At 58.4% G+C, this 25,757-nt stretch carries 25 protein-coding genes, 2 tRNA genes and 3 rRNA genes; 15 read left to right on the top strand and 15 right to left on the bottom strand.

Annotated features, from left to right (window positions below):
- Positions 1-11: 11 nt before the first annotated feature.
- From GFU70_RS19495 to soxR, 6 genes are all read right to left on the bottom strand, one after another.
- The gene (locus tag GFU70_RS19495) at positions 12-587 is read right to left on the bottom strand and encodes a DUF6162 family protein (RefSeq protein WP_153388667.1); all 576 of its coding nucleotides are present in this window, start codon (positions 585-587) and stop codon (positions 12-14) included.
- A complete protein-coding gene (locus tag GFU70_RS19490) occupies positions 584-910 on the bottom strand; it encodes a hypothetical protein (protein ID WP_058546373.1) in 327 nt (108 codons plus the stop codon). Before GFU70_RS19490 ends, GFU70_RS19495 begins: the two co-directional genes overlap by 4 nt.
- Positions 907-1,449: a hypothetical protein gene (locus GFU70_RS19485; protein ID WP_058546372.1), complete on the bottom strand. Its 543-nt coding sequence runs from the start codon at positions 1,447-1,449 to the stop codon at positions 907-909. Before GFU70_RS19485 ends, GFU70_RS19490 begins: the two co-directional genes overlap by 4 nt.
- Entirely contained in the window at positions 1,446-2,660 is a 1,215-nt protein-coding gene (locus GFU70_RS19480) for a PepSY-associated TM helix domain-containing protein (protein ID WP_116641646.1), read from the bottom strand. The genes GFU70_RS19485 and GFU70_RS19480 overlap by 4 nt, the downstream gene beginning before the upstream one ends.
- Positions 2,661-2,976: 316 nt before the next feature.
- Entirely contained in the window at positions 2,977-3,438 is a 462-nt protein-coding gene (locus GFU70_RS19475) for a VOC family protein (RefSeq protein WP_116641647.1), read from the bottom strand.
- 105 nt (positions 3,439-3,543) lie between these two features.
- Positions 3,544-3,996 (bottom strand): redox-sensitive transcriptional activator SoxR, encoded by a 453-nt coding sequence (soxR, locus tag GFU70_RS19470; RefSeq protein WP_058546369.1) that lies wholly within the window; start codon positions 3,994-3,996, stop codon positions 3,544-3,546.
- 96 nt (positions 3,997-4,092) lie between these two features.
- Between soxR and GFU70_RS19465 the strand changes: the two genes are divergently transcribed.
- The 5 genes from GFU70_RS19465 (at position 4,093) to GFU70_RS19445 (ending at position 8,739) form a co-directional block, all read left to right on the top strand.
- The gene (locus tag GFU70_RS19465) at positions 4,093-4,458 is read left to right on the top strand and encodes an antibiotic biosynthesis monooxygenase (protein WP_153388666.1); all 366 of its coding nucleotides are present in this window, start codon (positions 4,093-4,095) and stop codon (positions 4,456-4,458) included.
- 116 nt (positions 4,459-4,574) lie between these two features.
- Positions 4,575-4,841 carry a hypothetical protein gene (locus GFU70_RS19460; RefSeq protein WP_018600280.1) on the top strand — a complete coding sequence of 89 codons (267 nt, stop codon included), beginning with the start codon at positions 4,575-4,577 and terminating at the stop codon, positions 4,839-4,841.
- A gap of 103 nt (positions 4,842-4,944) precedes the next feature.
- Positions 4,945-5,559: a LysE family translocator gene (locus GFU70_RS19455; protein ID WP_116641650.1), complete on the top strand. Its 615-nt coding sequence runs from the start codon at positions 4,945-4,947 to the stop codon at positions 5,557-5,559.
- A 159-nt stretch (positions 5,560-5,718) separates the two neighbouring features.
- Positions 5,719-6,885: a cysteine desulfurase family protein gene (locus tag GFU70_RS19450; protein WP_153388665.1), complete on the top strand. Its 1,167-nt coding sequence runs from the start codon at positions 5,719-5,721 to the stop codon at positions 6,883-6,885.
- Between the two features lie 45 nt (positions 6,886-6,930).
- Positions 6,931-8,739, top strand: coding sequence for an aminopeptidase P family protein (locus GFU70_RS19445; RefSeq protein WP_153388664.1), 1,809 nt, complete (start codon positions 6,931-6,933; stop codon positions 8,737-8,739).
- Between the two features lie 9 nt (positions 8,740-8,748).
- On the opposite strand, the gene GFU70_RS19440 is transcribed toward GFU70_RS19445, so the two are convergent.
- Positions 8,749-9,339 carry a 2-hydroxychromene-2-carboxylate isomerase gene (locus tag GFU70_RS19440; RefSeq protein ID WP_116641652.1) on the bottom strand — a complete coding sequence of 197 codons (591 nt, stop codon included), beginning with the start codon at positions 9,337-9,339 and terminating at the stop codon, positions 8,749-8,751.
- 34 nt (positions 9,340-9,373) lie between these two features.
- The gene (locus GFU70_RS19435; protein WP_058546363.1) at positions 9,374-10,102 is read right to left on the bottom strand and encodes an SDR family oxidoreductase; all 729 of its coding nucleotides are present in this window, start codon (positions 10,100-10,102) and stop codon (positions 9,374-9,376) included.
- An 89-nt stretch (positions 10,103-10,191) separates the two neighbouring features.
- On the opposite strand from GFU70_RS19435, the gene GFU70_RS19430 reads away from it, so the two are divergent.
- The gene (locus tag GFU70_RS19430) at positions 10,192-10,761 is read left to right on the top strand and encodes a TetR/AcrR family transcriptional regulator (RefSeq protein WP_058546362.1); all 570 of its coding nucleotides are present in this window, start codon (positions 10,192-10,194) and stop codon (positions 10,759-10,761) included.
- Between the two features lie 6 nt (positions 10,762-10,767).
- Here the strand turns inward: GFU70_RS19430 and GFU70_RS19425 are convergent, their stop codons facing one another.
- The gene (locus GFU70_RS19425) at positions 10,768-11,049 is read right to left on the bottom strand and encodes a hypothetical protein (protein ID WP_058546361.1); all 282 of its coding nucleotides are present in this window, start codon (positions 11,047-11,049) and stop codon (positions 10,768-10,770) included.
- A 168-nt stretch (positions 11,050-11,217) separates the two neighbouring features.
- Entirely contained in the window at positions 11,218-12,108 is an 891-nt protein-coding gene (gene rhtA / locus GFU70_RS19420; RefSeq protein WP_058546360.1) for a threonine/homoserine exporter RhtA, read from the bottom strand.
- A 682-nt stretch (positions 12,109-12,790) separates the two neighbouring features.
- On the opposite strand from rhtA, the gene GFU70_RS19415 reads away from it, so the two are divergent.
- The 5 genes from GFU70_RS19415 to rrf all read left to right on the top strand — a co-directional run bounded on the left by GFU70_RS19415 (position 12,791) and on the right by rrf (position 18,029).
- Positions 12,791-14,327: ribosomal RNA gene (locus GFU70_RS19415) — 16S ribosomal RNA — on the top strand.
- Positions 14,328-14,450: 123 nt separating this feature from the next.
- Positions 14,451-14,527 (top strand) — tRNA-Ile (locus tag GFU70_RS19410).
- 10 nt (positions 14,528-14,537) lie between these two features.
- Positions 14,538-14,613: transfer RNA gene (locus tag GFU70_RS19405), tRNA-Ala, on the top strand.
- Positions 14,614-14,854: 241 nt separating this feature from the next.
- Positions 14,855-17,746, top strand: a 23S ribosomal RNA gene (locus tag GFU70_RS19400).
- A 167-nt stretch (positions 17,747-17,913) separates the two neighbouring features.
- Positions 17,914-18,029, top strand: a 5S ribosomal RNA gene (gene rrf, locus GFU70_RS19395).
- Together the 16S, 23S and 5S rRNA genes with 2 tRNA genes alongside form the textbook arrangement of a ribosomal RNA operon.
- 119 nt (positions 18,030-18,148) lie before the next feature.
- Here the strand turns inward: rrf and GFU70_RS19390 are convergent.
- Complete coding sequence (locus GFU70_RS19390; RefSeq protein ID WP_058544459.1) at positions 18,149-18,550, bottom strand: lysozyme inhibitor LprI family protein; 402 nt, start codon at positions 18,548-18,550, stop codon at positions 18,149-18,151.
- Between the two features lie 143 nt (positions 18,551-18,693).
- On the opposite strand from GFU70_RS19390, the gene GFU70_RS19385 reads away from it, so the two are divergent.
- Positions 18,694-19,152, top strand: coding sequence for an SRPBCC family protein (locus tag GFU70_RS19385; RefSeq protein WP_058544460.1), 459 nt, complete (start codon positions 18,694-18,696; stop codon positions 19,150-19,152).
- Positions 19,153-19,629: 477 nt separating this feature from the next.
- Here the strand turns inward: GFU70_RS19385 and GFU70_RS19380 are convergent, their stop codons facing one another.
- Positions 19,630-20,577, bottom strand: a complete 948-nt coding sequence (locus GFU70_RS19380) for an AraC family transcriptional regulator (RefSeq protein WP_153388663.1) — start codon at positions 20,575-20,577, stop codon at positions 19,630-19,632.
- 202 nt (positions 20,578-20,779) lie between these two features.
- Here GFU70_RS19380 and GFU70_RS19375 point away from each other — a divergent pair, with 202 nt between their 5' ends.
- Positions 20,780-21,517, top strand: a complete 738-nt coding sequence (locus tag GFU70_RS19375; protein WP_153388662.1) for an SDR family oxidoreductase — start codon at positions 20,780-20,782, stop codon at positions 21,515-21,517.
- A 60-nt stretch (positions 21,518-21,577) separates the two neighbouring features.
- Here GFU70_RS19375 and inhA read toward each other — a convergent pair whose 3' ends face one another.
- Positions 21,578-22,261: an isonitrile hydratase gene (gene inhA, locus GFU70_RS19370; RefSeq protein WP_153388661.1), complete on the bottom strand. Its 684-nt coding sequence runs from the start codon at positions 22,259-22,261 to the stop codon at positions 21,578-21,580.
- Between the two features lie 99 nt (positions 22,262-22,360).
- Between inhA and GFU70_RS19365 the strand changes: the two genes are divergently transcribed.
- Entirely contained in the window at positions 22,361-23,353 is a 993-nt protein-coding gene (locus GFU70_RS19365; protein ID WP_153388660.1) for a GlxA family transcriptional regulator, read from the top strand.
- On the opposite strand, the gene GFU70_RS19360 is transcribed toward GFU70_RS19365, so the two are convergent.
- Complete coding sequence (locus GFU70_RS19360; protein WP_153388659.1) at positions 23,322-24,224, bottom strand: alpha/beta fold hydrolase; 903 nt, start codon at positions 24,222-24,224, stop codon at positions 23,322-23,324. The two genes, GFU70_RS19365 and GFU70_RS19360, sit on opposite strands and share 32 nt — an antisense overlap.
- A gap of 33 nt (positions 24,225-24,257) precedes the next feature.
- Positions 24,258-24,635 carry a hypothetical protein gene (locus GFU70_RS19355; protein ID WP_058544465.1) on the bottom strand — a complete coding sequence of 126 codons (378 nt, stop codon included), beginning with the start codon at positions 24,633-24,635 and terminating at the stop codon, positions 24,258-24,260.
- Between the two features lie 641 nt (positions 24,636-25,276).
- Here GFU70_RS19355 and GFU70_RS19350 point away from each other — a divergent pair.
- A complete protein-coding gene (locus tag GFU70_RS19350; protein ID WP_153388658.1) occupies positions 25,277-25,642 on the top strand; it encodes a DUF6124 family protein in 366 nt (121 codons plus the stop codon).
- Positions 25,643-25,757 lie beyond the last annotated feature (115 nt).

Here is a 25,757-nt window from a genome sequence, read left to right as displayed (position 1 = left end):
AAGGCGTGGGGTCAGTGCCGGTGCTGGCGGGTTACGCCGGCATCGAATTGCGCGACGATCTGTTGCCAGCCGGCGGCGGACAAAGCGGCGTCGTCCAGCGCGCCGGGCATCGCAAGGCCATTGCTGCGGTTGAGCCAGATGTCCGGGGCGGCGTCGGACGCTTCGCCGATGCGCATCAGAAAGGAACCGGCGACGGACGAATTGGCACTGGCGCCGAAGTAGGCCTGGTCCTGCAGCTGTTGCCAGGCGTGGCCACCGCGACTGACAGCACTCGCGTCCTGGGCGAACGGCGCGAAGCCTTCTTCGGCCAGGGTCTGCGGGCTGGGCAGGGTGGGTTGGTCTTCGCGCTGCAAGCGGATTTCATCCAGGGTCACCCGCAAATCGGCGTAGATGCCTTGCTCGGCGGCACTGAGGTCGCGGCGGGCGTCGAGTTGGTTCGAGGCCAGGCGCGTGATGTCTTCGGCTTTGCCATGCCAGGCCACCACAGACCCGGCGACCAGCACGATGACCAGGCACAGCAGCAACACATACAGGGTTTCATGGCCCGCACCAGCGGGGCGTATGACTTGAGTCGTGGCGTTGGTCATGGGGCCTCGATGTCGGCTTGGTCGATTTCTACAACGTGGCCGGGGCCGGCGTCGAAGAGCACGTAGAACTCAGCTTCCGGCTTCTTGAAGGTCAGCTTCGAGTCGGCACCGAGCTTGCCCGGGACGAGGATGGTCTCGTCATAGCCGATCACATCCAGGGTCACTCCGGGCGCGCCGCTGCCGTCGGAAAAGCCGCCGGTGCATTGGATTTGTTCGGCATCGATGGCCTTGCATTCGCATATCGGGTTGTGGGCCAGGGCGCTGGTGCTTGCACCTGCACAGAACAGCAACGCCAGGCCGTTGGATAAGACGCGCAGGGTCATGGTTTGGGTCCTTGGTTCTTCAGCCAGGCGACGGTGGCCGGGGAGGCCTGGCTCAGTGGAATGGAGGCCTGGTGCATCGAACCGTCCCAACCCTCGAGGGTTATCCACAGTTCGGCATTGGGCTGGGTCTTTGGCGGAACCGGCAACAAGGCGCCCATGCGATAGGGCGAGCCGAAGAAAATCACCCCGGCGGCCCTTAGGCTGCGGGGTTTGCCGATGCGCAGGTAGGTGGCCTTGACCTGGTCGATACAGCGTTCGCACAGGGCCGCGTTGAAATGCTTCATGGGCCCGGCAGGTCCCTGGACGCGTGGGGCTTCGTTGCGAAATTCCGCCAGGCGCAGGCTCCAGGGGCCGACCTGGACTTCGCCGACGTCCCGCTCGCCAAGCCCTGCGTCACCGCGAAACAGTGCGGCTTCGGACAAATACTTGGGCATGAACCCCAGGGGGATCAGCAACAACAGCACGTTGAGGTGGAAGCGCCATTTATGCCAGAACAGGCTCAGGCGTGACGGTGATGAAGCAGTATTGGACGGATTCACAGGCTGCCCTCCGACGATTCACGCTGGATCGACGGCTGCAACGCCTGCGCGATGCGGGTTTCACGGGAGGGTTTGTGGCTACGCTTGAGGGCATTGGCGGTGGCCAGGGCTGTGCGTTTGGTCCAGATCAGCAGCCCGCTGAGGACCATCATGCTCAGGATCAAGCCGAAGAAAAACCAGATCAGCTTGATCCAGAGGCCGCCGAAGTCGCCGGTGTGCAACGGGCGCATGGATTCGGTGACGAACTCCAGTGTCGTGCGGTCCGACAGCAGCCGTGAGGCAGCGACATCGCCGTTGTAGGGATTGATGGTGGCGGTCTGAAACATCAGCGGATACCAACCGCGACCGCCAATTTCCAGATGGCTGTAGGCATTGCCGGGCAGGCTGATGAAACTTGCTTCCAGGCCTGGGATGCGTTGCCGGGCGATTTCAATGGCCCGGTCCAGGTCCAGTTGCGGCGGTGCAAGACCATCGGCCGACAGCGGAACGCTTTCACGCGCCACCACCGGAATGACTGGCGCGCTGGAAATGGAAATCTGATTGTCCGACAGCAGGGCCTCGATCAGGAACCAGATGCCGGTAATGGAAATCACCGCGACGAACCAGATCGACCAGATGCCGCTGAGCCGGTGGAAATCCCCCCAGAAAATCCGCGCGCCGTGGCGGATCCGCAGCGTCGGACGGAAAAAGCCTTTCCAGAAGCGCTTGTAGACCACCAGCCCGGTCACCAACGAGGCCAGCAACGGCAGCCCCAACAATGACACCAGGTACCAGCCCCAGCTGTAGCCATTGGTGAACGGCACCAGCCACCAGCCATGCAGGGCACGGGTAAACCCCCTGAAGTTGAACGTCGGCGCTGAGCCTTGGATGACGCCGCTGTAAGGGTTGACGTAGACCTTGTCGGGACGTCCGTCGGGATAGGTCACGCCGACCTCCAGCGCGAAATGCGACTCGTCCGGGCGGACGATGCTTTGCACCTGGGTTTGCGGCTGGGCGTGCTTGATCGCGGCGATCACCTGGTCATAGCTGAGCAGTTGGGCATCGTCCGAGGGTTTGCTGGCGCGCATCTCGGGGTTGACCAGCCAGACAATCTCCTGGCTGACCACTGCGAGGGTGCCCGTGACGCAAACGATGAGCACGAAAAACCAGATGGGCAATGCCAGCCAGCTATGGACCAGGAACCAGAGTTTGGAGCGGGACTTCTTCGACATGATTGAACGTCTTGATTCGATGAAAGGTTCGGTATTACGGGCTTCGCAACACCGTGAACCCAAAAAGGCAGACCGTGGCTTTTGCCGACGCGGACTGCTGCATCTAATTAAGACGAACGAGCGATCGAAATCCCGAAGAGGAAGATGAAAGAAAATGTTTCGCGAGGTAGGAGCTGCCGAAGGCTGCGATCTTTTGATCTTTTGATCTTTTGATCTTTTGATCTTTCGCTTGAGACTCAAGTGTTAGGGGAAAGATCGCAGCCTCGTTGCACTCGACAGCTCCTACGGGGCCTAACCCCGCGGGAGCAAGGGCAAGTCAGCCTTGCTGTTGAAACATCTCCCTGGCCCGTTGCTCGATCTGTTCCTGGCTCAGATCTTCCTTGTGCGTCGCCAGGAACCACAGATGCCCATAGGGATCTTTCAAGGTGCCGGTACGATCGCCGTAAAACTGATCCTTGACCTCGGAAATCACTGTGCCGCCGGCCGCAATGGCCTGGGCGAATGCGCTGTCCACGTCCTCGACATATAAATGCAGGCCGACCGATGGCGAACGGTCCGGGCTGCTCAGCGGGCCTTGATCGCAAGGCGTGCCGAGCATGATCGCAAAACCGTTGATCCGCAGTTCGGCATGCCCGATGCCGCCGTCGGGCATGGCCAGGCGCATGACCTCGGTGGCATTGAAGGCTTTTTTGTAGAAGTCGATGGCTTCGGCAGCTTTTTGAATGCCCAGGTAGGGCGTGATGTTATGGAAACCTTCGGGAATGGCTTTGACGCCCATGACGTTTCTCCTTGTTGTTATGGGAGGCGAAGAGAGTCTTCGTCGGTTTGCGCCCATCCACTATAGGTCAGCCACTTTGGATGGGCCCATGTCCCGACGAACGCTTCACGGCTGTTCCAACAGGTGAGCCCCAGGCCCGTGTTTGCCCAGCACGTCGCCCTGATTACGCAGCGGGCAGGCGTCCATCGACAGGCATCCGCAGCCGATGCAACCGTTGAGTCGATCACGCAGCGCCATCAACTGGTTGATGCGCTCGTCCAGGTCCCGGCTCCACTGCGCCGACAAGGTCTGCCAGTCGGCGGCCGTTGGCGCACGGTTGTCCGGCAGGTTTTTCAACGCCTCGCCGATTTCCGCCAACGGAATGCCCAGGCGCTGGGCAACCTTGATCAGCGCCACGCGGCGCAATACTGCCCGTGAGTAACGACGTTGGTTACCTTGGTTGCGTGTGCTTTTGATCAGCCCCTTGGATTCATAGAAGTGCAGGGCCGTGACCGCCACGCCGCTGCGGGCGGCCACTTGGCCGACGGTGAGTTCCTTGTGGACATCGATCTGCGTCATCGCTTCAATTCACTGCTTGACCTCAAGTTAACTTGAGGTTTTACCCTGCACGCGTTCGGATCGCAAGATCCGCCTTACGTGCAGAGGGGACCGTTCATGCAATCACCAAGGAACAATCACAGTTTCACCCAGTTGATGGAATTCGATATCGAGCCGCAATGGCAGCAGGCGCTGGTCACGGCCTTGTCGGAACAGACCGAGCGCCTGGCTCGGGACCACCGGGGGTTTCTGAGTGCCAGTATCCAGGCCAGCGAGGATGGTCGGCGCGTGCTCAATTATTTGCAGTGGCAAACCCGCGAAGCAGGCGAGGCGGCCCTTCGAAGCTTCGAAAGTGGCGAACAGGATTTCTGGCGGCTGATCCAGGCTCACCGAGCCAAAGCCGTGACGTTCGGCTCGTTCCAGGTGCTGCGCAACATCGAGCGCAGCCTGGACAACGCGCTGCATTGCCAGTTGGTCGACTGAGTGCTGCGGCTGATCCGCAAAGGCAATAGCCACTATCGAGAGGGTTGATTTCTGCCGCGCAGGGCTGGCGGGTAGCCTTTGTTCATCGCCCAACTCCAGAACACCGGACACTCGCCATGAACCGTACCTTTGCTGTTTTGCTGCTGTTGACCGCTACCCTCTTGGGCGGTTGCGCCAGTTCCTCCCCGGAGCTGCGCCCCTACACCGCCGACGAGACCCGCGAACTGGCCCTGGAAGCCTTGAATCGTCGAGGTCTCTCGTTCGATGAGTACCACGCGAAAAAAGCCGAGCTGCTCGGTTCGTCGCAGAAAAACGTGGGTTTCGACGATCAGGGCCAGATGAGCGCCGAGCGGGTCGTGCAACAGCCAGGCCGGTCAAGCTGAGGGACTGTACCGCTTAAAGTTTTGCCCAACTGTCCGTGGGTTTGCGCCAAGGCGTGGGGTAGGGTCATGACTTGACTGACCGCCCCTGATGGACTGACCTGACATGACCCTTTCGCTTGACCTGCTGCTGGGCTTCGCCCTGTTTGCCCTGGTGACCTCGATCACGCCTGGCCCTAACAACACCATGTTGTTGGCCTCGGGAGTCAATTTCGGTTTCAACCGTACCATCCCCCACATGCTGGGTATTACCTGTGGCTTCTTTTCCCTGGTGCTGGCGGTGGGCCTTGGCCTGGGCGCGGTGTTCCAGACTTATCCGTTGCTCTATACCGCGCTGCGCTACATCGGCGCGGCGTACTTGTTGTACCTGGCGTGGAAAATAGCCCACTCCGGTCCGGTTTCGGAAAGCCAGCCGGGAGACAATACGCCGATCAGCTACTGGGGCGCAGCGGCGTTCCAATGGGTCAATCCCAAGGCCTGGATCATGGCCATTGGTGCCATCAGCACGTACACGCCACTCCAGGGTTATTTCTTCAACGTGTTGGTGATTGCGGCAGTATTTGCGCTGATCAACCTGCCAAGCGTGAGTCTGTGGGTAGTGTGCGGGAGCCTGTTGCGCAACCTGTTGCGTGATCGTCGCTGGTTGCGCATGTTCAACTGGGGCATGGCGCTGCTGTTGGTCGCTTCGCTGTATCCGTTGTTGCTCGAAAGCATCAGTTGAGGGCTGAGCTTCGCCGCGATGCCTGCTAAGCTCGCTGTTCAGGAGCGTTCCTACGCACTTTTAAACGAAGTCCGACTTCTTTAAGGTCTTTGATCAGGTATTGCTAGTCTCGAACCCAACGAGGGCGCCTGATCCTGGAACAGGCTCTGCGAGTTTCCTATGAATAAACGTCCTTTGTATTTCGATTACGCCGCCACCACGCCGGTGGATGAACGGGTCATCCGGGTCATGGTCGAGTGTCTGGGCTTTGACGGCAATTTTGGCAACCCCGCTTCCAGTTCCCATGCCTTCGGCCAGGAGGCCCGGCGCTCGGTGGAGCGCGCCCGCCAGCAGGTAGCGCAATTGGTGGGTGCTCAACCCGAACAGATCGTTTGGACGTCCGGTGCCACCGAATCCAATAACCTGGCCCTCAAAGGGGTGGCCCAGGCGCGTGGTGGTTCCGCCGGCCATGTCATCACCAGCCTGATCGAACACAAGGCGATTCTCGACACGGCGCGCCAGCTCCAAGAGAGCGGCGTCGCGGTGACCTGGCTGGCGCCGGACGCCGAAGGCCTGATCAGCCCGCAAGCGGTTCGCGAGGCGTTGCGCGAAGACACGTTCCTGGTGTCGCTGATGCTGGTAAACAACGAGTTGGGCACCGTCAACGACGTCATCGCCATCGGCGAGAGCGTTCGCGAGCACGGTGCGCTGTTTCATGTGGACGCAGCCCAGGGCGCTGGCAAGGTGCAGATCGATCTGTCTCGCTGGCCGGTGGACCTGATGTCTTTTTCCGCGCATAAGATCTACGGCCCCAAGGGCATCGGGGCGCTCTACGTTGGCGACCATGCCCGGCCAAGGCTGTCGGCGCAAATTCACGGCGGCGGGCATGAGGGCGGTTTGCGCTCCGGGACCCTGGCGACCCATCAGATCGCAGCCATGGGCGCCGCATTCGAACTGGCAGCCGGAGCATTCGAAGAAGAACTCGCTAAAATTGCCCGGTTGCGCAATCGTTTGCTCGAACCGCTACTGGCCTTGCCCGGTGTGTGTCTAAACGGCAGTGCGAACCACCGGATTCCCCACACGCTGAGCCTGACGTTCAACGAAGGTGAGTTCAACCCGGCGACATTGGGTGCATCGATTGCATTTTCCGCGACCTCGGCCTGCAACTCGGCGCAGAACACCCCGTCCCACGTGCTGCTGGCCTTGGGGCACGATGCGCGTGCGGCGGGGCGGACCATTCGCTTGAGCCTGGGCCGCTTTACCACCGAGCAGGATGTCGACGAGGCGGTGCGGCTGATCCAGGCGGCGTGCGCGACTGCGCCGGCGTTCTGGGCCACGACCCCATAAGCCGCCTTCGGCATCGAACAACAATATCAATGAGCAGGAGAAACAATGAGCACCGAGCCTTTGCCCCATGGACTGGTTCCCCAGCGCCTGGCCCAAATCCGCCAACTGATGAGCCGAGAGGGCATTCATGCGCTGCTGGTGCCATCGGCCGACCCGCATCTGTCTGAATACCTGCCGGGTTATTGGCAGGGGCGACAATGGTTGTCGGGCTTCCACGGCTCGGTGGGTACCTTGATCGTGACCGGCAGTTTCGCTGGCGTCTGGGCCGATAGCCGTTACTGGGAGCAGGCCACCAAGGAGCTGGAGGGCAGTGGAATCGAGCTGGTCAAGCTCATTCCCGGCCAGCCTGGCCCCTTGGACTGGCTGGCCGAACAAACGCCTGAAGGCGCAGTGGTTGCGGTCGACGGTGCGGTCATGGCCGTGGCGTCGGCCCGCACCCTGGGCGGCAAGCTTGCGGAACGCGGCGCGCGGTTACGCACCGACATCGATCTGCTCAAGGACATCTGGACTGATCGCCCAAGCTTGCCGGATCAGCCGGTCTATGCCCATTTGCCTCCCCAGGCGACCGTCAGCCGTGTCGAGAAGCTCGCCAAGCTGCGCGAATCCCTCAAGGAGCGTAGTGCCGATTGGCATTTCATCGCCACGCTGGATGACATCGCCTGGTTGTTCAACCTGCGCGGCGCGGATGTATCGTTCAACCCCGTGTTCGTCTCCTTTGCCTTGATCAGCCAGCAACAGGCAACGCTGTTCGTGGCCCTGGACAAGGTTGACGCATCGCTGCGTGCCGCGCTTGAACAGGACGGCGTGACCCTGCGCGATTACAGCGAAGCCGCCGCCGCGTTGCGTGAAGTGCCGGACGGCGCGAGCCTGCAGATCGATCCGGCGCGGGTGACGGTCGGCTTGCTGGATAATCTGGGCAGCGGCGTGAAACTGGTCGAAGGTCTCAATCCAACGACGCTGGCCAAGTCCCGCAAAAGCCTGGCCGACGCCGAGCACATCCGTCGGGCCATGGATCAGGACGGCGCGGCGCTCTGTGAGTTCTTCGCCTGGCTGGAAGGGGCCTGGGGGCGCGAGCGCATCACCGAGTTGACCATCGACGAACACCTGACCGCCGCTCGCACGCGACGGCCGGACTTCGTCTCCCTGAGTTTCAACACCATCGCCGCTTTTAACGCCAATGGCGCGATGCCTCATTACCACGCCACGGAAGAAGCCCATGCGGTCATCGAAGGTGATGGTCTGTTGCTGATCGATTCCGGCGGCCAGTACTTGGGGGGCACCACTGACATCACTCGCATGGTGCCAGTCGGCACACCCACCGCTGAGCAGAAACGTGATTGCACACGCGTACTCAAGGGCGTGATTGCCCTGTCCCGGGCCAAATTCCCGCGGGGGATTCTTTCGCCGTTGCTGGATGCCATCGCCCGCGCACCGATCTGGGCGGAGCAGGTGGATTACGGCCACGGCACCGGCCATGGCGTCGGCTATTTCCTCAATGTCCATGAAGGCCCGCAGGTGATTGCCTATCAAGCTGCTGCCGCGCCACAAACGGCGATGCAGGCTGGCATGATCACCTCCATCGAACCGGGCACTTATCGTCCCGGTCGCTGGGGTGTGCGCATCGAGAACCTGGTGTTGAACCGCGAAGCCGGAAGCAGCGAGTTCGGCGAGTTCCTTGAGTTCGAAACCCTGACCCTGTGCCCGATCGACACCCGCTGCCTGGAACCTTCGCTGCTGACCCAGGACGAAAAAGACTGGTTCAACGCCTATCACGCCGAGGTTCAGCGTCGCTTGAGCCCGTTGCTGGACGGCGATGCGCTGCAATGGCTCAACACGCGAACGATGGCCATTTGAAGTAGAGGATCAGGCGAGGGCTTCACGGACGAAGTCCAGCCGATCCTGGCCGAAGAACAGCTCATTGCCGACAAACATGCTCGGGGCGCCGAACACGCCCCGTCCGATGGCTTCTTCAGTGGCGGTCTTGAGTGCTTGCTTGACCTGCTCGTCGTTCGTCAGGGCCAGCGCGTAGTCGGCATCGAAACCGCCTTCGTTCAGGACCGCTGCGACAGTCGCGGGGTCATTGAGATTGCGGGCGTCCACCCAAAAGGCGCGGAACAGGCAATCGATGAAGGCCTCGAAGCGTTCGGGTTGGCGCAACTGCATGCCAGTCACCGCGCGCATCAGTTGCAGTGTATTGATGGGGAAGTGTGGATTGAACTGGAAGGCCACGCCGTAACGTTTGGCGAAGCGATTCAGATCCTTGAACAGGTAAGGGTTCTTGGCCGGCACTGTTGCCGGTGATGCATTGCCGGTGGCCTTGAAGACGCCGCCCAATAACATCGGGCGATAGATCAGCTGGCTATTTGTTTGCGCGCACAGCGTCGGCAACTGGGTGTAGGCCAGGTACGTGGTCGGGCTGCCGAGATCGAAGTAAAACTCCACCGATTTGCTCATGGGATCTGCTCTCTTGTTGTTGTGAGGGGAGGGTTTACCAGCGTTCGTTCCAAGGGCGCAGGTCCAGCTCGAAGGTCCAGGCGTCGCGGGGTTGGCTGTGCAGGTACCAGTAATTGTCGGCGATGTGTTCAGGGTTCAGGATGCCGTCCTCATCCTTGGTGGCATATTTCTCCGGGAAATTATCGCGGATGAAGTCGGTGTCGATGGCGCCGTCCACCACCACATGGGCCACGTGAATATTCATCGGTCCCAGCTCACGGGCCATGCTCTGGGCCAGTGCCCGGATGCCATGTTTGGCGCCCGCGAATGCAGCGAACCCCGAAGCGCCGCGCAATCCCGCCGTTGCCCCGGTAAACAGGATCGTCCCGCGCTGGCGCTTGACCATGCGCTTGGCCACTTCCCGTGCATTGAGAAAGCCTGAGAAACAGGCCATTTCCCAGATCTTGAAATACTTGCGTGCGGTTTCTTCGAGGATGCTGCAGGGGACGTTGGCGCCGATGTTGAACACAAAGGCTTCGATCGGGCCGATCTGGTTCTCGATTTGCTCGATGAGTGCGATCACGTCGTCTTCTTTACGCGCATCACAGGAAAACCCGTGGGCTTCGCCGCCTTGGGCGCGGATTGCAGCCACCAGAGGCTCGAGTTTGTCGGCGCTGCGACGGGTAACACAGGCAATAAAACCTTCCTGTGCAAAGCGTTTGGCAATCGCTCCGCCCGTGGCATCGCCTGCGCCGACAACCAGTACGACCTTCTTGTTATTCATGGTCAGCCTCATTGGTAAACGATCGTTAACTAAACGGACGTTATGCTAAGATCCGGCAAGCGTCAAGGTGAGCAATCAGGGGCAGGACCATGCGATATTCAGCCAATCACAAAATGGAAACCCGCGAGAAACTGCTCGCCAGCAGCGCCGTCTCTGCCAAAAAGTCGGGTTTCTCCACGGTCGGTGTCGATGGTCTGATGAAGGCGATCGGGTTGAGCGGCGGTGCGTTCTATAGCCACTTCTCATCCAAGGATGAGCTTTTCAAGGCCATTGTTGAGCGGGAGTTGGCCCAAAGCCTGGATCGTCTGAGTGGAGACGGTGCCATGGACTCAATGAAGCTGGAGCGCTGCCTCAAGCAGTACTTGAGCATGAGCCACGTTGAGCAACCCGAAGCAGGGTGTGCGTTGCCGGTGCTGGGTGCCGAGATCGCGCGATCGGATGTCCAGGTGAGGGAGGCGGCGCAAACGTGGATTTGTCGTTTGCACGAAGCCTGGGCGCGGATATTGGGGAGCGACAGTCTGGCCTGGGCCATCCTGTCTCAGTGCGTGGGAGCGTTGGTTGTTGCGCGGATGCTGGTCACGCCGCAGGTCCAGCGTGACGTCCTCAAGTCCAGTCACGAGGAAATAAGGCGCCGAATGGCCGAGCAAGGGCTCGACTGACGTGGCCTATTTACAGATGACGATCATGCTGCGGCTGGTATAACCAGCGGGGTTGAGCCCGAAGAGATAATCCCCGGGTTCCTCGACGACGTCGCCAGACTTGGCAATGACCTTGTAACCCTTGGGCGCACATGAGTTGGCGGCGCTGGCGGCGCACTGGTCCCAGGATGAGGACAGGCCGGAGCAGTTGATGTGCAGACCTTTTTTACCGCGCTTGACTTCAGTTTTCGATGTCGCCGCACAGCCCGCTACTGCAAGTACGGCGATCAGTATCAAAATTCGTTTCATTCCCGTCCTTATAATCGTCGTGGATCTTGTGTCCACGTACGATTGTGTTCGCTCTTGCTTGAAGCGTTCATGACGTCCTGTATGAAAAAATCCATGTCTGACACTGGGTTACTGGTCTAAACATGGCCTAAATGCGTGGCAAATACCAGACCTTCGTTAAATCCTGCTTCAATCTGCCGCGACGGCAGGCTTCGCGGTGTTAGCCATGGTCAGCGTTGCGCCGACCGACGCGAGGATGATGCAGGTAATGGCTAACCACTGGGCCAAGGACAAGTACTCCTGCAGAAAGACCAGCCCTGACAGGGCCGCGACTGCCGGTTCGACGCTCATCAGAGTGCCGAAAGTGCGGGCTGGCATTCGGGTCAGAGAAATCATTTCCAGGGTGTAGGGCAGGGCCGTAGACAGGATAGCGACGCCGATGGCAATTGGAATCAGGCTTGGTGTGAGCAGTGCGGCGCCCGCGTGCACAATGCCAATCGGTGCGACGAACAGGGCTGCGATCATCACCCCCAGTGCGGCGGTTTGCACACCATTGTCCGCGCCGGCCTTCTGGCCAAACAGGATGTACAACGCCCAGCAAACACCTGCGCCCAGCGCATAGCCGGCTCCAAGCAGGTCGATACCGGCATTGGTCGCTCCGGTCGGTATAAGCAGAAGCAGGCCAGCGACTGCCAGGGCGATCCACAGAAAATCGATTGCCCGGCGCGAGGCGTAAATGGCGACTGCCAGAGGTCCGGTAAATTCCAGCGCCACGGCAATACCCAGTGGAACGGTACGAACCGACATATAGAAAAGAAAGTTCATACCGCCCAAGGCCATCCCATAGACGATCACGGTGCGCAGGGATTGGGCGGTGAGCTTGGCGCGCCAGGGGCGTAGCAATAACACCATGATGAGGCTGGCAAAAATGAGTCGTAGCGTTGTTGTGCCCTGTGCGCCCACTACCGGGAACATGCTTTTGGCGAGGGAAGCTCCTGATTGGATGGAGGCCATGGCTATTAATAGCAGGGCAACCGGGTACAGGGTGGAGGCCAGGCTGCGATGTGGAGGGGGCGTCATTACGAAGTGTCGTCCAGAATAAAGGCGGGGGAGGCTGTATTGAGCAGTATATTGCGCATATGTGGCGATTCCGTCTATATATCGGGCAGATTTAAGTGTCTTGTCGGGCTATAGATAGAAAAATCAAATTAGGGGTTGACGGCAGATTCTGGAAGTCTATAATTCGCCCCACTTCCGGCGCAGTCGAAACGGAAAACTCCTTGAGATTCAATGAGTTAAGTAAGTTTCGAAAGTGTTGGGCTTCAGTTCATCGAAGCCCGGAAGGAGCAGGTAGAGCAGTGTTGTTTGGCTCTGTCGGCGGTTCGATCTTCTCGGTCGAAAGCGGTGAAAAAAGAGGTGTTGACAGCAGCGAGTAACGCTGTAGAATTCGCCTCCCGCTAACGAGAGATCGGAAGCGCAAGTGGTTGAAGTTGTTGATGTTTCCGAAGCGAAACTTTGAAAACTTCTGAAAATAACCGCTTGACAGATACACGGGGCGCTGTAGAATGCGCGCCTCGGTTGAGACGAAAGGCTCAGCCAACCGCTCTTTAACAACTGAATCAAGCAATTCGTGTGGGTGCTTGTGGAGTCAGACTGCTAGTCAACAGATTATCAGCATCACAAGTTACTCCGCGAGAAATCAAAGATGTAACCAACGATTGCTGAGCCAAGTTTAGGGTTTTCTCAAAATCCAAAGATGTTTGAACTGAAGAGTTTGATCATGGCTCAGATTGAACGCTGGCGGCAGGCCTAACACATGCAAGTCGAGCGGTAGAGAGGTGCTTGCACCTCTTGAGAGCGGCGGACGGGTGAGTAATGCCTAGGAATCTGCCTGGTAGTGGGGGATAACGCTCGGAAACGGACGCTAATACCGCATACGTCCTACGGGAGAAAGCAGGGGACCTTCGGGCCTTGCGCTATCAGATGAGCCTAGGTCGGATTAGCTAGTTGGTGGGGTAATGGCTCACCAAGGCGACGATCCGTAACTGGTCTGAGAGGATGATCAGTCACACTGGAACTGAGACACGGTCCAGACTCCTACGGGAGGCAGCAGTGGGGAATATTGGACAATGGGCGAAAGCCTGATCCAGCCATGCCGCGTGTGTGAAGAAGGTCTTCGGATTGTAAAGCACTTTAAGTTGGGAGGAAGGGCATTAACCTAATACGTTAGTGTTTTGACGTTACCGACAGAATAAGCACCGGCTAACTCTGTGCCAGCAGCCGCGGTAATACAGAGGGTGCAAGCGTTAATCGGAATTACTGGGCGTAAAGCGCGCGTAGGTGGTTCGTTAAGTTGGATGTGAAATCCCCGGGCTCAACCTGGGAACTGCATTCAAAACTGTCGAGCTAGAGTATGGTAGAGGGTGGTGGAATTTCCTGTGTAGCGGTGAAATGCGTAGATATAGGAAGGAACACCAGTGGCGAAGGCGACCACCTGGACTGATACTGACACTGAGGTGCGAAAGCGTGGGGAGCAAACAGGATTAGATACCCTGGTAGTCCACGCCGTAAACGATGTCAACTAGCCGTTGGGAGCCTTGAGCTCTTAGTGGCGCAGCTAACGCATTAAGTTGACCGCCTGGGGAGTACGGCCGCAAGGTTAAAACTCAAATGAATTGACGGGGGCCCGCACAAGCGGTGGAGCATGTGGTTTAATTCGAAGCAACGCGAAGAACCTTACCAGGCCTTGACATCCAATGAACTTTCCAGAGATGGATTGGTGCCTTCGGGAACATTGAGACAGGTGCTGCATGGCTGTCGTCAGCTCGTGTCGTGAGATGTTGGGTTAAGTCCCGTAACGAGCGCAACCCTTGTCCTTAGTTACCAGCACGTTATGGTGGGCACTCTAAGGAGACTGCCGGTGACAAACCGGAGGAAGGTGGGGATGACGTCAAGTCATCATGGCCCTTACGGCCTGGGCTACACACGTGCTACAATGGTCGGTACAGAGGGTTGCCAAGCCGCGAGGTGGAGCTAATCCCACAAAACCGATCGTAGTCCGGATCGCAGTCTGCAACTCGACTGCGTGAAGTCGGAATCGCTAGTAATCGCGAATCAGAATGTCGCGGTGAATACGTTCCCGGGCCTTGTACACACCGCCCGTCACACCATGGGAGTGGGTTGCACCAGAAGTAGCTAGTCTAACCTTCGGGGGGACGGTTACCACGGTGTGATTCATGACTGGGGTGAAGTCGTAACAAGGTAGCCGTAGGGGAACCTGCGGCTGGATCACCTCCTTAATCGACGACCGCAGCTGCTCCATGAGCTCCCACACGAATTGCTTGATTCATTGAAGAAGACGATAGAAGCAGCTTTAAGCTCCAAGCTGATAGCTCAACGCTAACAGTTACAAGCTCGAAATTGGGTCTGTAGCTCAGTTGGTTAGAGCGCACCCCTGATAAGGGTGAGGTCGGCAGTTCGAATCTGCCCAGACCCACCAATTTTGTTATGGGGCCATAGCTCAGCTGGGAGAGCGCCTGCCTTGCACGCAGGAGGTCAGCGGTTCGATCCCGCTTGGCTCCACCATAAACTGCTTCTGAAAGCTTAGAAATGAGCATTCCATCAAGGTGATGGTGAATGTTGATTTCTAGTCTTTTGATTAGATCGTTCTTTAAAAATTTGGGTATGTGATAGAAAGATAGACTGAACGTTACTTTCACTGGTAACGGATCAGGCTAAGGTAAAATTTGTGAGTTGCTCTTTGAGCAAGATCGAATTTTCGGCGAATGTCGTCTTCACAGTATAACCAGATTGCTTGGGGTTATATGGTCAAGTGAAGAAGCGCATACGGTGGATGCCTTGGCAGTCAGAGGCGATGAAAGACGTGGTAGCCTGCGAAAAGCTTCGGGGAGTCGGCAAACAGACTTTGATCCGGAGATGTCTGAATGGGGGAACCCAGCCATCATAAGATGGTTATCTTGTACTGAATACATAGGTGCAAGAGGCGAACCAGGGGAACTGAAACATCTAAGTACCCTGAGGAAAAGAAATCAACCGAGATTCCCTTAGTAGTGGCGAGCGAACGGGGACTAGCCCTTAAGCTTCTTTGATTTTAGCGGAACGCTCTGGAAAGTGCGGCCATAGTGGGTGATAGCCCTGTACGCGAAAGGATCTTAGAAGTGAAATCGAGTAGGACGGAGCACGAGAAACTTTGTCTGAATATGGGGGGACCATCCTCCAAGGCTAAATACTACTGACTGACCGATAGTGAACTAGTACCGTGAGGGAAAGGCGAAAAGAACCCCGGAGAGGGGAGTGAAATAGATCCTGAAACCGTATGCGTACAAGCAGTGGGAGCCCACTTTGTTGGGTGACTGCGTACCTTTTGTATAATGGGTCAGCGACTTATTTTCAGTGGCGAGCTTAACCGAATAGGGGAGGCGTAGCGAAAGCGAGTCTTAATAGGGCGTCTAGTCGCTGGGAATAGACCCGAAACCGGGCGATCTATCCATGGGCAGGTTGAAGGTTAGGTAACACTGACTGGAGGACCGAACCGACTACCGTTGAAAAGTTAGCGGATGACCTGTGGATCGGAGTGAAAGGCTAATCAAGCTCGGAGATAGCTGGTTCTCCTCGAAAGCTATTTAGGTAGCGCCTCATGTATCACTGTAGGGGGTAGAGCACTGTTTCGGCTAGGGGGTCATCCCGACTTACCAAACCGATGCAAACTCCGAATACCTACAAGTGCCGAGCATGGGAGACACACGGCGGGTGCTAACGTCCGTCGTGAAAAGGGAAACAACCCAGACCGTCAGCTAAGGTCCCAAAGTTATGGTTAAGTGGGAAACGATGTGGGAAGGCTTAGACAGCTAGGAGGTTGGCTTAGAAGCAGCCACCCTTTAAAGAAAGCGTAATAGCTCACTAGTCGAGTCGGCCTGCGCGGAAGATGTAACGGGGCTCAAACCATACACCGAAGCTACGGGTATCACGCAAGTGATGCGGTAGAGGAGCGTTCTGTAAGCCTGTGAAGGTGAGTTGAGAAGCTTGCTGGAGGTATCAGAAGTGCGAATGCTGACATGAGTAACGACAATGGGTGTGAAAAACACCCACGCCGAAAGACCAAGGTTTCCTGCGCAACGTTAATCGACGCAGGGTTAGTCGGTCCCTAAGGCGAGGCTGAAAAGCGTAGTCGATGGAAAACAGGTTAATATTCCTGTACTTCTGGTTATTGCGATGGAGGGACGGAGAAGGCTAGGCCAGCTTGGCGTTGGTTGTCCAAGTTTAAGGTGGTAGGCTGGAATCTTAGGTAAATCCGGGATTCTAAGGCCGAGAGCTGATGACGAGTTACCCTTTGGGTGACGAAGTGGTTGATGCCATGCTTCCAAGAAAAGCTTCTAAGCTTCAGGTAACCAGGAACCGTACCCCAAACCGACACAGGTGGTTGGGTAGAGAATACCAAGGCGCTTGAGAGAACTCGGGTGAAGGAACTAGGCAAAATGGCACCGTAACTTCGGGAGAAGGTGCGCCGGTGAGGGTGAAGCACTTGCTGCATAAGCCCACGCCGGTCGAAGATACCAGGCCGCTGCGACTGTTTATTAAAAACACAGCACTCTGCAAACACGAAAGTGGACGTATAGGGTGTGACGCCTGCCCGGTGCCGGAAGGTTAATTGATGGGGTTAGCTAACGCGAAGCTCTTGATCGAAGCCCCGGTAAACGGCGGCCGTAACTATAACGGTCCTAAGGTAGCGAAATTCCTTGTCGGGTAAGTTCCGACCTGCACGAATGGCGTAACGATGGCGGCGCTGTCTCCACCCGAGACTCAGTGAAATTGAAATCGCTGTGAAGATGCAGTGTATCCGCGGCTAGACGGAAAGACCCCGTGAACCTTTACTATAGCTTTGCACTGGACTTTGAATTTGCTTGTGTAGGATAGGTGGGAGGCTTTGAAGCGTGGACGCCAGTTCGCGTGGAGCCATCCTTGAAATACCACCCTGGCAACTTTGAGGTTCTAACTCAGGTCCGTTATCCGGATCGAGGACAGTGTATGGTGGGTAGTTTGACTGGGGCGGTCTCCTCCTAAAGAGTAACGGAGGAGTACGAAGGTGCGCTCAGACCGGTCGGAAATCGGTCGTAGAGTATAAAGGCAAAAGCGCGCTTGACTGCGAGACAGACACGTCGAGCAGGTACGAAAGTAGGTCTTAGTGATCCGGTGGTTCTGTATGGAAGGGCCATCGCTCAACGGATAAAAGGTACTCCGGGGATAACAGGCTGATACCGCCCAAGAGTTCATATCGACGGCGGTGTTTGGCACCTCGATGTCGGCTCATCACATCCTGGGGCTGAAGCCGGTCCCAAGGGTATGGCTGTTCGCCATTTAAAGTGGTACGCGAGCTGGGTTTAGAACGTCGTGAGACAGTTCGGTCCCTATCTGCCGTGGACGTTTGAGATTTGAGAGGGGCTGCTCCTAGTACGAGAGGACCGGAGTGGACGAACCTCTGGTGTTCCGGTTGTCACGCCAGTGGCATTGCCGGGTAGCTATGTTCGGAAAAGATAACCGCTGAAAGCATCTAAGCGGGAAACTTGCCTCAAGATGAGATCTCACTGGGACCTTGAGTCCCCTGAAGGGCCGTCGAAGACTACGACGTTGATAGGCAGGGTGTGTAAGCGCTGTGAGGCGTTGAGCTAACCTGTACTAATTGCCCGTGAGGCTTGACCATATAACACCCAAGCAATTTGTATGCTCCAAGCTGAAAAGCGAAGAGACCAGATTGCGGTGTGTGAAGACGAAACGAACCGAAAGTTCGAATCTCACAAAACACCGAAGCTATCACATACCCAATTTGCTGAAGCGAGGCCAGCTGGCCGCGACTCAGTACCCGAATTTCTTGACGACCATAGAGCATTGGAACCACCTGATCCCATCCCGAACTCAGCAGTGAAACGATGCATCGCCGATGGTAGTGTGGGGTTTCCCCATGTGAGAGTAGGTCATCGTCAAGATTAAATTCCGAAACCCCTATCTGCTGACGCAGGTAGGGGTTTTGTTTTTGCCTGCAATAAAAAGTTTTGGCCAAAAAAAGGATGACCTGTAGAGATCATCCTTTTTTGCATCCGTGTTCTTAAGCCTCGGGTACTGGGCAGCTCAGATCCCCTTCCTTGCACTTGAGATAGGTCTTGAATGCCTCGATCCGGGTTTTGGTCTGGGCGGTGATGCAGTTGCTGTAGATCAGCGGATAGACGCTGCCGCCCTCGACCCCGGAGGCGGAGAAATTGCATTCGGCGTCACGGAAACCTATCCAGGCACGTTGCGCCTTGACCAGCATTTGCTTGGCCTGCGGATTGTCCTTCAGGCGTGCTGTGATCTGCTTGTACAAGCTGTTCAGCTCGTTGTCGGCGGCTTTATTTTCTTTGGCTGCGCATTGGTTCATTTCGCCTTGAGTGATGGCGTCGGCGCAATCGTCAGCTTGGGCAACGGTGACGAAAAGCAGCGGCGTCAGGGCTAGAAGCAAGCGTGGGGACATGTTTGGTCTCTCCTTGAGGGTTGAAAGCGCCGGGGGGAGTTTACATCGCTTTAAGACGGCGATCGCTAAACAAGGGGTTGATACAACTTTCCGGTTGGCCTTGTGGTCTTACAAGCCTACTGTTGAAACACAGGAGGTGACTTATGCATTCATCCGACCGCATTGAAAGAAAGATCCTGCTCAAGGCTCCGCGCTCTCATGTTTGGCGAGCCCTGGCCAACGCCGAAGCTTTCGGCCAATGGTTCGGTGTCGCCCTTGAGGGAAAACGGTTTGTGGCAGGGGAACGTACCCAGGGGCAAATCACTTATCCCGGTTACGAACATCTCATCTGGGACGTAGCGGTGGAGCGGGTGGAGCCCGAGCGGGTGTTCTCGTTTCGCTGGCATCCTTACGCTGTCGAGCCGCAGGTGGATTACTCCCAAGAGTCCGAAACCCGGGTGCAATTCGAACTCGAAGACATGGATGGCGGTACCTTGCTCAAAGTCGTGGAGTCGGGTTTCAACAACATTCCCGAGGCTCGCCGGCTCAAGGCTTTTCGCATGGACAGCCGTGGCTGGGACGAGCAGATGGCCAACATTGAAGCCTTCCTGAGCCAGTCTTGATCGGGGGCTGCTGAGGGGGCTGAGGGTTTTCGGAGGGGTTGTATAGCGAATGTCTTACACGAGATGGTAGCTATGTCGTCTATTTCATTTTGGATCCGAGGCGTAATCTGGACTCATCCACTGAAGCACAGGAAGTGCTCAGGATCAGGGACGATCGACCATGCAAGGAAAGCTATCGACAGGGAGTCGTAATGGTCTTGGAAAAACCCGCTTCGGCGGGTTTTTTTTCGCCCGCAAAAATCTGGAAAGGTCCTATAGCGAAACGCTTACACGCCGTTGCTGCTTTCTCGTCTTTTTCCAAGACACCGGTGGGCCTAATCTATGTTCATCCACTGGGTACAGGGAGTGCTCAGGGTCATGGATGATTGGATCAGGCATGGAACGCCGGACAGGAAGTCAAATTGGTCCTCAAAAAACCCGCCTAGGCGGGTTTTTTTTCGTCTGTGAAAAAGTGGCTCGATCCTGTTGCACACAGGATCAGGCGCCACTGGCTTGCAGCGCCTGAGCACGCAAACGAGCGATGTCCTTGCTCGGGGAGGCGCCAAAAAGGCGGCTGTATTCACGACTGAACTGTGAAGGGCTTTCATATCCCAGCTTGTAGCCGATCGACGAAACGTCGCTGTTCTCTGCCAAGAGCAACCGTCGGGCTTCCTGCAAGCGCAGTTGTTTCTGGTATTGCAGCGGGCTCATGGCGGTCACGGCTTTGAAGCGGTGATGCAGTGCCGAAGGGCTGAGGTTGATCATTTTTGCCAGGCTGTCGATGCTCAGCGGCTCTGCGTAATGGGTATTGAGCCACTCGATGGCGCGGCTGATGCGATGGGTCTGGGTGTCGGGAATGGCGATTTCGTGCAAGCGCTGGCCTTGGGCGCCGCGCAACAGCCGGTAGAAAATCTCCTGTTGGGCCAACGGGGCGAGGGTGGCGATATCGTCCGGACAGTCCAACAGCCGCAGCAAGCGCAACATCGCGTCGAGTAACGGTGCATCGATACGGTCCAGGAACAACCCGCGTCCGGTTCTTTCGGTAGGCGCGCCGATAGGGCTAATGTCGGCAATCAAGCGGCAGATCTGTGCCGGATCGATGTCGAGGCGGATGCACAGGTAAGGGCGCTCGGGGCTGGCTTCAATCACCTGGCCGGCCAGCGGCAGGGTCACCGAGACGACGAGGTAATTGAGGGGGTCATAGACGTAGCATTCGTCCGCCAGGTGCACCTCCTTGCGTCCCTCGATAATTACGCATAAACCAGGCTTGTGCACGCTGTGCAGTGCTCCGGTTGGCTGGTCGCTGCGAATCAGGTGCAAGGTCTCGATGGCCGTGGGGTGGACGCCGAATTCCGGTGCGAAGCGCATCATCAGGCTCGCCAGTTCGGCGCGGCGCTGGCTGACGCCGTCGTCTGGCGTGATGTGGATGGACGTGGATACCGACATGCCGATTAACCTCCCTGGCCAAATGAGTGGACCGCGCTAGTAAAGCCGATTGTGCGGCTGTCGGCCAGAGCCGGTTTTATCACCACAGGATCGTGCAAGTGCTCAGGAGGATCCGGCTAACCCCGACCCCGGTCGGTTCCCTAATCTGGACCTGTCAAAACGCTCCCATTGGGGCCAACACATCCAGACGAGGGGAACCATCATGTCCGATATTCAAAACAAAGTTGTGGTCATCACTGGCGCCAGCAGCGGGATTGGCGAAGCTGCGGCGCGGTTGCTTGCGGCTCGCGGTGCTCGTGTCGTGCTTGGCGCCCGGCGCATCGATCGTTTGCAGACGTTGGTGCAAGAGCTCGAGACCGCCGGCCAGCAGGCAGTCTGTAAAGCCGTGGACGTGACCCGTCGCGAGGATGTCCAGCACCTGATCGACTTTGCTGTCGAGCGGTTCGGGCGGGTCGACGTGATCATCAATAACGCCGGGGTCATGCCGCTTTCCAAACTCGAGGCGCTGAAAGTCGAGGAGTGGGACCGCATGATCGACGTCAACATTCGTGGCGTGCTTCACGGCATCGCCGCCGGCCTGCCGTTGATGCAGCGCCAGCGCAGCGGCCAGTTCATCAACATCGCGTCCATTGGTGCCTACGCCGTCAGCCCGACTGCCGCCGTGTATTGCGCCACCAAGTTTGCCGTGTGGGCGATTTCCGAGGGCTTGCGCCAGGAAGTCGGAGGGGACGTGCGCGTGACGGTGATTTCCCCTGGCGTGACCGAGTCGGAACTGGCCGAGAGCATTTCCGATGAAGGTGGACGTGCTGAAATGCGCGAGTTCCGCAGGATCGCCATTCCGGCCGAAGCCATCGCCCGGGCAATCGCCTACGCCATCGAACAACCGGCGGATGTGGACGTCAGCGAGCTGATCGTGCGACCCACCGCCAGCCCGTTCTGAGTCGTACTGACCCGACAGGAAAATCCTCATGTGGGAGCAAGCTTTGCTCCCACAGCTCAGCTATACCTCCAACCGCGCCGCAGCACGTTGGGCGATCTGCGAGCGCAGCTGGAACGACTCTGCGGTACGCCGGCGGGCTTGTTCCAGGACGCGCGTTGGCGCGGTGTCCGGGCTGCCGGCGTTGAACGGCGGGGCAGGGGCGTATTCGAGCTGCAGTTGGACCAGTTCGGCGGTGTCCTGGTCGAACAGTTCGGCTGCCAGGGTCAGGGCGAAATCGATCCCGGCCGTGATGCCGCCCCCGGTAAGTAGGTTGCCATCGCGGACCACGCGATCCTTGACCGGTGTCGCGCCCAAGGTTTGCAGCAGGCTGTGATAGGCCCAATGGGTGGTGGCGCGCTTGCCTTGCAACAGGCCTGCTGCACCGAGCACCAGCGAACCGGTGCACACCGAGGTGATGTATTTCGCCTCGGCGGCCTGCCGCTTGATGAAGGCCAGCGTCTGCTCATCTTCCATCAGGGGCCCGACGCCGGTTCCGCCGGGAACGCAGATCACGTCGAGCTTCGGGCAGTCCTCGAACGTGGTAGTGGGCAGCAACACCAGCCCGGTGCTGGCAGTGACCGGCGCCAGGTCCTTCCAGATCAGGTGGACCTTCACGTCTGGCAACGAGGCCAGTACGTCATAAGGGCCGGTCAGGTCCAACTGCTGGACTTGGGGGAATAACAGCAAACCGATCTGCAGCGTCATGTCGCGTGCTCCTTTGGATGATGCCCGAGGGGTGGACGGTTTTACTTTAGATCCGTAGGCTCTGGCGTATACGCCAATAAGCCCACGAATCACGCCAATATGCCCAACCTACCGAAAACCGTTCATGTACTGGCCTTCGCCAATGTGCAAGTGCTGGATGTCACCGGACCCTTGCAGGTGTTTGCCTCAGCCAACGACCTGGCACGCCAGCAAGGCTTGCCGTTGCCCTACACGCCCAAGGTCATCGCAGTGGGTGGCGGGGCGGTGATGTCCTCGGCAGGGTTGGCGCTGTTAGCCGAGCCACTGCCGGATGAAGGCAGCGACACGTTGTTGATCGCCGGTGGCTGGGGCGTGTACGAAGCGGCGAAGGACCCGGCGCTGGTGGCCTGGGTCAAGGAGCACGGCCTGCGTTCGCGACGGGTGGCGTCGGTGTGCACCGGGGCGTTCCTGCTGGCCGCCAGCGGTTGGCTGGACGGGCGGCGCGTGGTGACGCACTGGACCCGCTGCGAACAACTGGCCGAGCAGCATCCGCAGTTGCGGGTCGAACCCAACCCGATTTTCATCAACGACGGTCCGGTCTGGACCTCGGCCGGGGTCACGGCTGGCATCGACTTGGCCCTGGCACTGGTGGAGGAGGACCTGGGCCGCGCGGTGGCGCTGGAAGTCGCCCGGCAACTGGTGGTGTTTCTCAAGCGTCCCGGTGGGCAATCGCAGTTCAGCGTGACTTTGTCACTGCAAAAGCAGGGCAGTCGGTTTGATGACCTGCATGCCTGGATCGCCGAAAACCTCACCCGCGACCTGGGCCTGTCGAGCCTGGCTGCCGAGGTCGGCATGAGCGAACGCAGCTTTGTGCGGCACTACCGCGCCGACACCGGCCAGACTCCGGCGCGGGCGGTGGAGTTGATTCGCGTGGAAACCGCTCGCCGTCTGTTGTCCGACACCGCTGTGTCGATCAAGCGGGTGGCGGTGCAATGTGGCTTCGGCAGCGAAGAAACCCTGCGCCGCAGCTTTTTACGGGCCATGGGGGTGACGCCCCAGGCCTATCGCGAGCGGTTCGCCGTCAGCCCTCAAGCAGATCCAGTAATGCCTTGAGCGTGGCTTCGGGGGCTTCCTGTGGGATGTTGTGGCCGACACCGGCCAGAACGCGGCGCTCATAGAAACCCGTGAAATGCTCGGCGTCTTCATCGTGTTCCGGCGCTGGCCCCACGCCGTCGTCGGCACCGCACAGGGAAATGCTCGGCACGCTGATGGTCGGTTGTGCCGCCAGCCGTTCCTCCATCCACTCCAGCGTCGGGTCGCCCGGTGCGTACATGAAGCGATGGCGGTAGGAATGGATCACCACGTCGACGAAGTCCGGGTTATCGAACGATGCGGCGCTGAGGGGATAGCGTTCGGCGCCACGTTTCCAGGTCGGTGACCACAGGCGCCAGAGCAGTTCACACAGTTCACGTCGGTTCTGGGTCAGGCCCTCGACACCCCGCGCCGTGTGGAAATAGTACTGGTACCACAGGCGATGTTCGGTTTCCGGGTCCAGCGGCTGCTTGGAACGGGGAATGTCCTGCAGGTTGTAGCCGTCGCCAGTTACCAGGCAGCGAACGCGCTCGGGCCACAGCGCCGCGACGATACACGCCGCCCGACCGCCCCAGTCGTAGCCGCACAGCGCCGCTTGCGGGATGGCGAGTGCGTGCATCAGGTCCAGCAGGTCCTGGGCCAGCGCCGCTTGCTGGCCGGAGCGCAGGATGGCCGGGTTGTTGAACCGGGTCGGGCCGTAGCCGCGCAGGTAGGGCACGATGACCCAGTAGCCGCGCTCGGCCAAGGCGGGCGCGACTTCATCGAAAGCCCTGGGGTCGTAAGGAAAACCGTGCAGCAGGATGATTGGCTCGCCGCTGGCGGGGCCGTGTTCTTCGTAGGCGATGCGCAACAGCGGCGTCACGGCGAAGTTGACCTTGGGATCGAGGTTCATGCTGGCCTCCGGCATTGCCCGGCCCGGTAGCGGTCAGGCGGGTTCCTGGTTCACGTATTTGGCCCGATCCGGCGTGAACGTCACGATCATGTTCGTGCTGGAGCAGGTCAGGGTGCGCTCTTGGGCCAGGTCGATGTCCAGGTCTTCACCGCGCAGGCCCTGCCATTGGGCGAGGTACTTGAGACAGCCGAATTTTTCGTTTTTCTTCAAACTGCGGCTGACGCCACCTTTCCAGCCCAGTACCGGCAATTCACCGGCCAGGCAGCGTTGCGCCAGTTCGGGAAACTTCACCGCGCGGTCGCGGCCGATTTCCCAGCATTTGATCAGGCCCCGGTCCTGGCCCTCCCAGAGGTCTTCGCGGGTCAGGCCTGTTCGGGGTGGGGTGGTGATGGGGCGTTTGATATGGGTCATGTCAGGTCCTTGAGTCGGGTTTTTATCGGGCAGCTCCGCTGCACCCGTGAGAGCATCGATCTTAGGAGGGGTTTGGGGGGCTGGCAACTCGAAACGCGGCGTAACCATAAATGGGGCCGCAGGAACTGTGCAGGAACTGTGCAGGAGCTGTGTAGGAGCTGTGTAGGAGCTGTGTAGGAGCTGTCGAGTGCAACGAGGCTGCGATCTTTCCCCATACACTTGAGTCTCAAGTGAAAGATCAAAAGATCGCAGCCTTCGGCAGCTCCTACAAGATGCAGTCCAGCGGGGATAAATCCCCTCGCCACAGTGGTGCGGTGGTCCTACAAAAAAATAAGTGAACCGGAATTTTCTGACGAGTCGCGGCGGTTGCCGGTTAGGAAAGGGCGGGGATAGGCTTTGCTCGTCGCTGCAAAATCAGCGACCGGGTTTGGTCACCCGTCCAATGTCAGGCGCACACGCGCCAACCTCAGCATGTCGGCGCTTTTTTGTGTGCTTGTCGGTATGCTTTGCGGTGGGCTGTGCGCGGGGCACTTTCGAGTGCGCCGGGTGCCTGACTTCCCGGTTGACCAACCTGCGTATAGCCCACCACCCTCGTTTGGTCACGAGGTGGATGAGCTCAACTTCAAGTCAGGAGTTTCACAATGGTCAAGATCACCCCCAACCCTCCACGCGCCGAAGACCTCTCTGCCTACACCACCCTCGATACAGAAAAACTCCGCGAAGCTGCCGACCGGGCGCTGAATATGCATTTGTCGCCCACCCCGCCCAAACCCGACACCCAGAACGGCCAGGTTTTCACCGTGGTCCCCGGGCTAAATACCGAATCGGTGCTGACCACCCTCAGCGAAACCCTGGCCTCGGCCGATGCGTTGGTCAGCGACCTGGGGTTCGAGCTGGAAGGTTCCCGACGGCATGTTGCGCTGGGGATTCAGCAATTGATCGAGCTGGCGAGGTTGCTGGCCAACCGTGCGTTGGATGACATCGAACTGACCAACTCAGCGCGGTAGTAGGAGCTGTGTAGGAACTCTGTAGGAACTCTGTAGGAGCTCTGTAGGAGCTGTGTAGGAGCTGTCGAGTGAAACGAGGCTGCGATCTTTCCCAATACACTTGAGTCTCAAGCGA

Source organism: Pseudomonas brassicacearum (assembly GCF_009601685.2).
In the GTDB taxonomy this organism is placed as follows: Bacteria; Pseudomonadota; Gammaproteobacteria; order Pseudomonadales; family Pseudomonadaceae; genus Aquipseudomonas; species Aquipseudomonas kilonensis_B.
Note: the sequence above shows the minus strand (reverse complement) of the source record. Positions and strands in the feature narration are given on the sequence as shown.

What these genes read in the sequence shown, in the direction of transcription:
- GFU70_RS19380 (WP_153388663.1), bottom strand. Translation starts at nt 20,577, where the DNA reads ATGTCGGTATCCACGTCCATCCACATCACGCCAGACGACGGCGTCAGC.
- GFU70_RS19430 (WP_058546362.1), top strand. Translation starts at nt 10,192, where the DNA reads ATGCGATATTCAGCCAATCACAAAATGGAAACCCGCGAGAAACTGCTC.
- GFU70_RS19350 (WP_153388658.1), top strand. Translation starts at nt 25,277, where the DNA reads ATGGTCAAGATCACCCCCAACCCTCCACGCGCCGAAGACCTCTCTGCC.
- GFU70_RS19375 (WP_153388662.1), top strand. Translation starts at nt 20,780, where the DNA reads ATGTCCGATATTCAAAACAAAGTTGTGGTCATCACTGGCGCCAGCAGC.
- rhtA (WP_058546360.1), bottom strand. Translation starts at nt 12,108, where the DNA reads ATGACGCCCCCTCCACATCGCAGCCTGGCCTCCACCCTGTACCCGGTT.
- GFU70_RS19435 (WP_058546363.1), bottom strand. Translation starts at nt 10,102, where the DNA reads ATGAATAACAAGAAGGTCGTACTGGTTGTCGGCGCAGGCGATGCCACG.
- GFU70_RS19495 (WP_153388667.1), bottom strand. Translation starts at nt 587, where the DNA reads ATGACCAACGCCACGACTCAAGTCATACGCCCCGCTGGTGCGGGCCAT.
- GFU70_RS19480 (WP_116641646.1), bottom strand. Translation starts at nt 2,660, where the DNA reads ATGTCGAAGAAGTCCCGCTCCAAACTCTGGTTCCTGGTCCATAGCTGG.
- GFU70_RS19365 (WP_153388660.1), top strand. Translation starts at nt 22,361, where the DNA reads ATGCCCAACCTACCGAAAACCGTTCATGTACTGGCCTTCGCCAATGTG.
- GFU70_RS19460 (WP_018600280.1), top strand. Translation starts at nt 4,575, where the DNA reads ATGAACCGTACCTTTGCTGTTTTGCTGCTGTTGACCGCTACCCTCTTG.
- GFU70_RS19440 (WP_116641652.1), bottom strand. Translation starts at nt 9,339, where the DNA reads ATGAGCAAATCGGTGGAGTTTTACTTCGATCTCGGCAGCCCGACCACG.
- GFU70_RS19465 (WP_153388666.1), top strand. Translation starts at nt 4,093, where the DNA reads ATGCAATCACCAAGGAACAATCACAGTTTCACCCAGTTGATGGAATTC.
- GFU70_RS19490 (WP_058546373.1), bottom strand. Translation starts at nt 910, where the DNA reads ATGACCCTGCGCGTCTTATCCAACGGCCTGGCGTTGCTGTTCTGTGCA.
- GFU70_RS19360 (WP_153388659.1), bottom strand. Translation starts at nt 24,224, where the DNA reads ATGAACCTCGATCCCAAGGTCAACTTCGCCGTGACGCCGCTGTTGCGC.
- soxR (WP_058546369.1), bottom strand. Translation starts at nt 3,996, where the DNA reads ATGACGCAGATCGATGTCCACAAGGAACTCACCGTCGGCCAAGTGGCC.
- GFU70_RS19445 (WP_153388664.1), top strand. Translation starts at nt 6,931, where the DNA reads ATGAGCACCGAGCCTTTGCCCCATGGACTGGTTCCCCAGCGCCTGGCC.
- GFU70_RS19475 (WP_116641647.1), bottom strand. Translation starts at nt 3,438, where the DNA reads ATGGGCGTCAAAGCCATTCCCGAAGGTTTCCATAACATCACGCCCTAC.
- GFU70_RS19425 (WP_058546361.1), bottom strand. Translation starts at nt 11,049, where the DNA reads ATGAAACGAATTTTGATACTGATCGCCGTACTTGCAGTAGCGGGCTGT.
- inhA (WP_153388661.1), bottom strand. Translation starts at nt 22,261, where the DNA reads ATGACGCTGCAGATCGGTTTGCTGTTATTCCCCCAAGTCCAGCAGTTG.
- GFU70_RS19455 (WP_116641650.1), top strand. Translation starts at nt 4,945, where the DNA reads ATGACCCTTTCGCTTGACCTGCTGCTGGGCTTCGCCCTGTTTGCCCTG.
- GFU70_RS19450 (WP_153388665.1), top strand. Translation starts at nt 5,719, where the DNA reads ATGAATAAACGTCCTTTGTATTTCGATTACGCCGCCACCACGCCGGTG.
- GFU70_RS19390 (WP_058544459.1), bottom strand. Translation starts at nt 18,550, where the DNA reads ATGTCCCCACGCTTGCTTCTAGCCCTGACGCCGCTGCTTTTCGTCACC.
- GFU70_RS19385 (WP_058544460.1), top strand. Translation starts at nt 18,694, where the DNA reads ATGCATTCATCCGACCGCATTGAAAGAAAGATCCTGCTCAAGGCTCCG.
- GFU70_RS19355 (WP_058544465.1), bottom strand. Translation starts at nt 24,635, where the DNA reads ATGACCCATATCAAACGCCCCATCACCACCCCACCCCGAACAGGCCTG.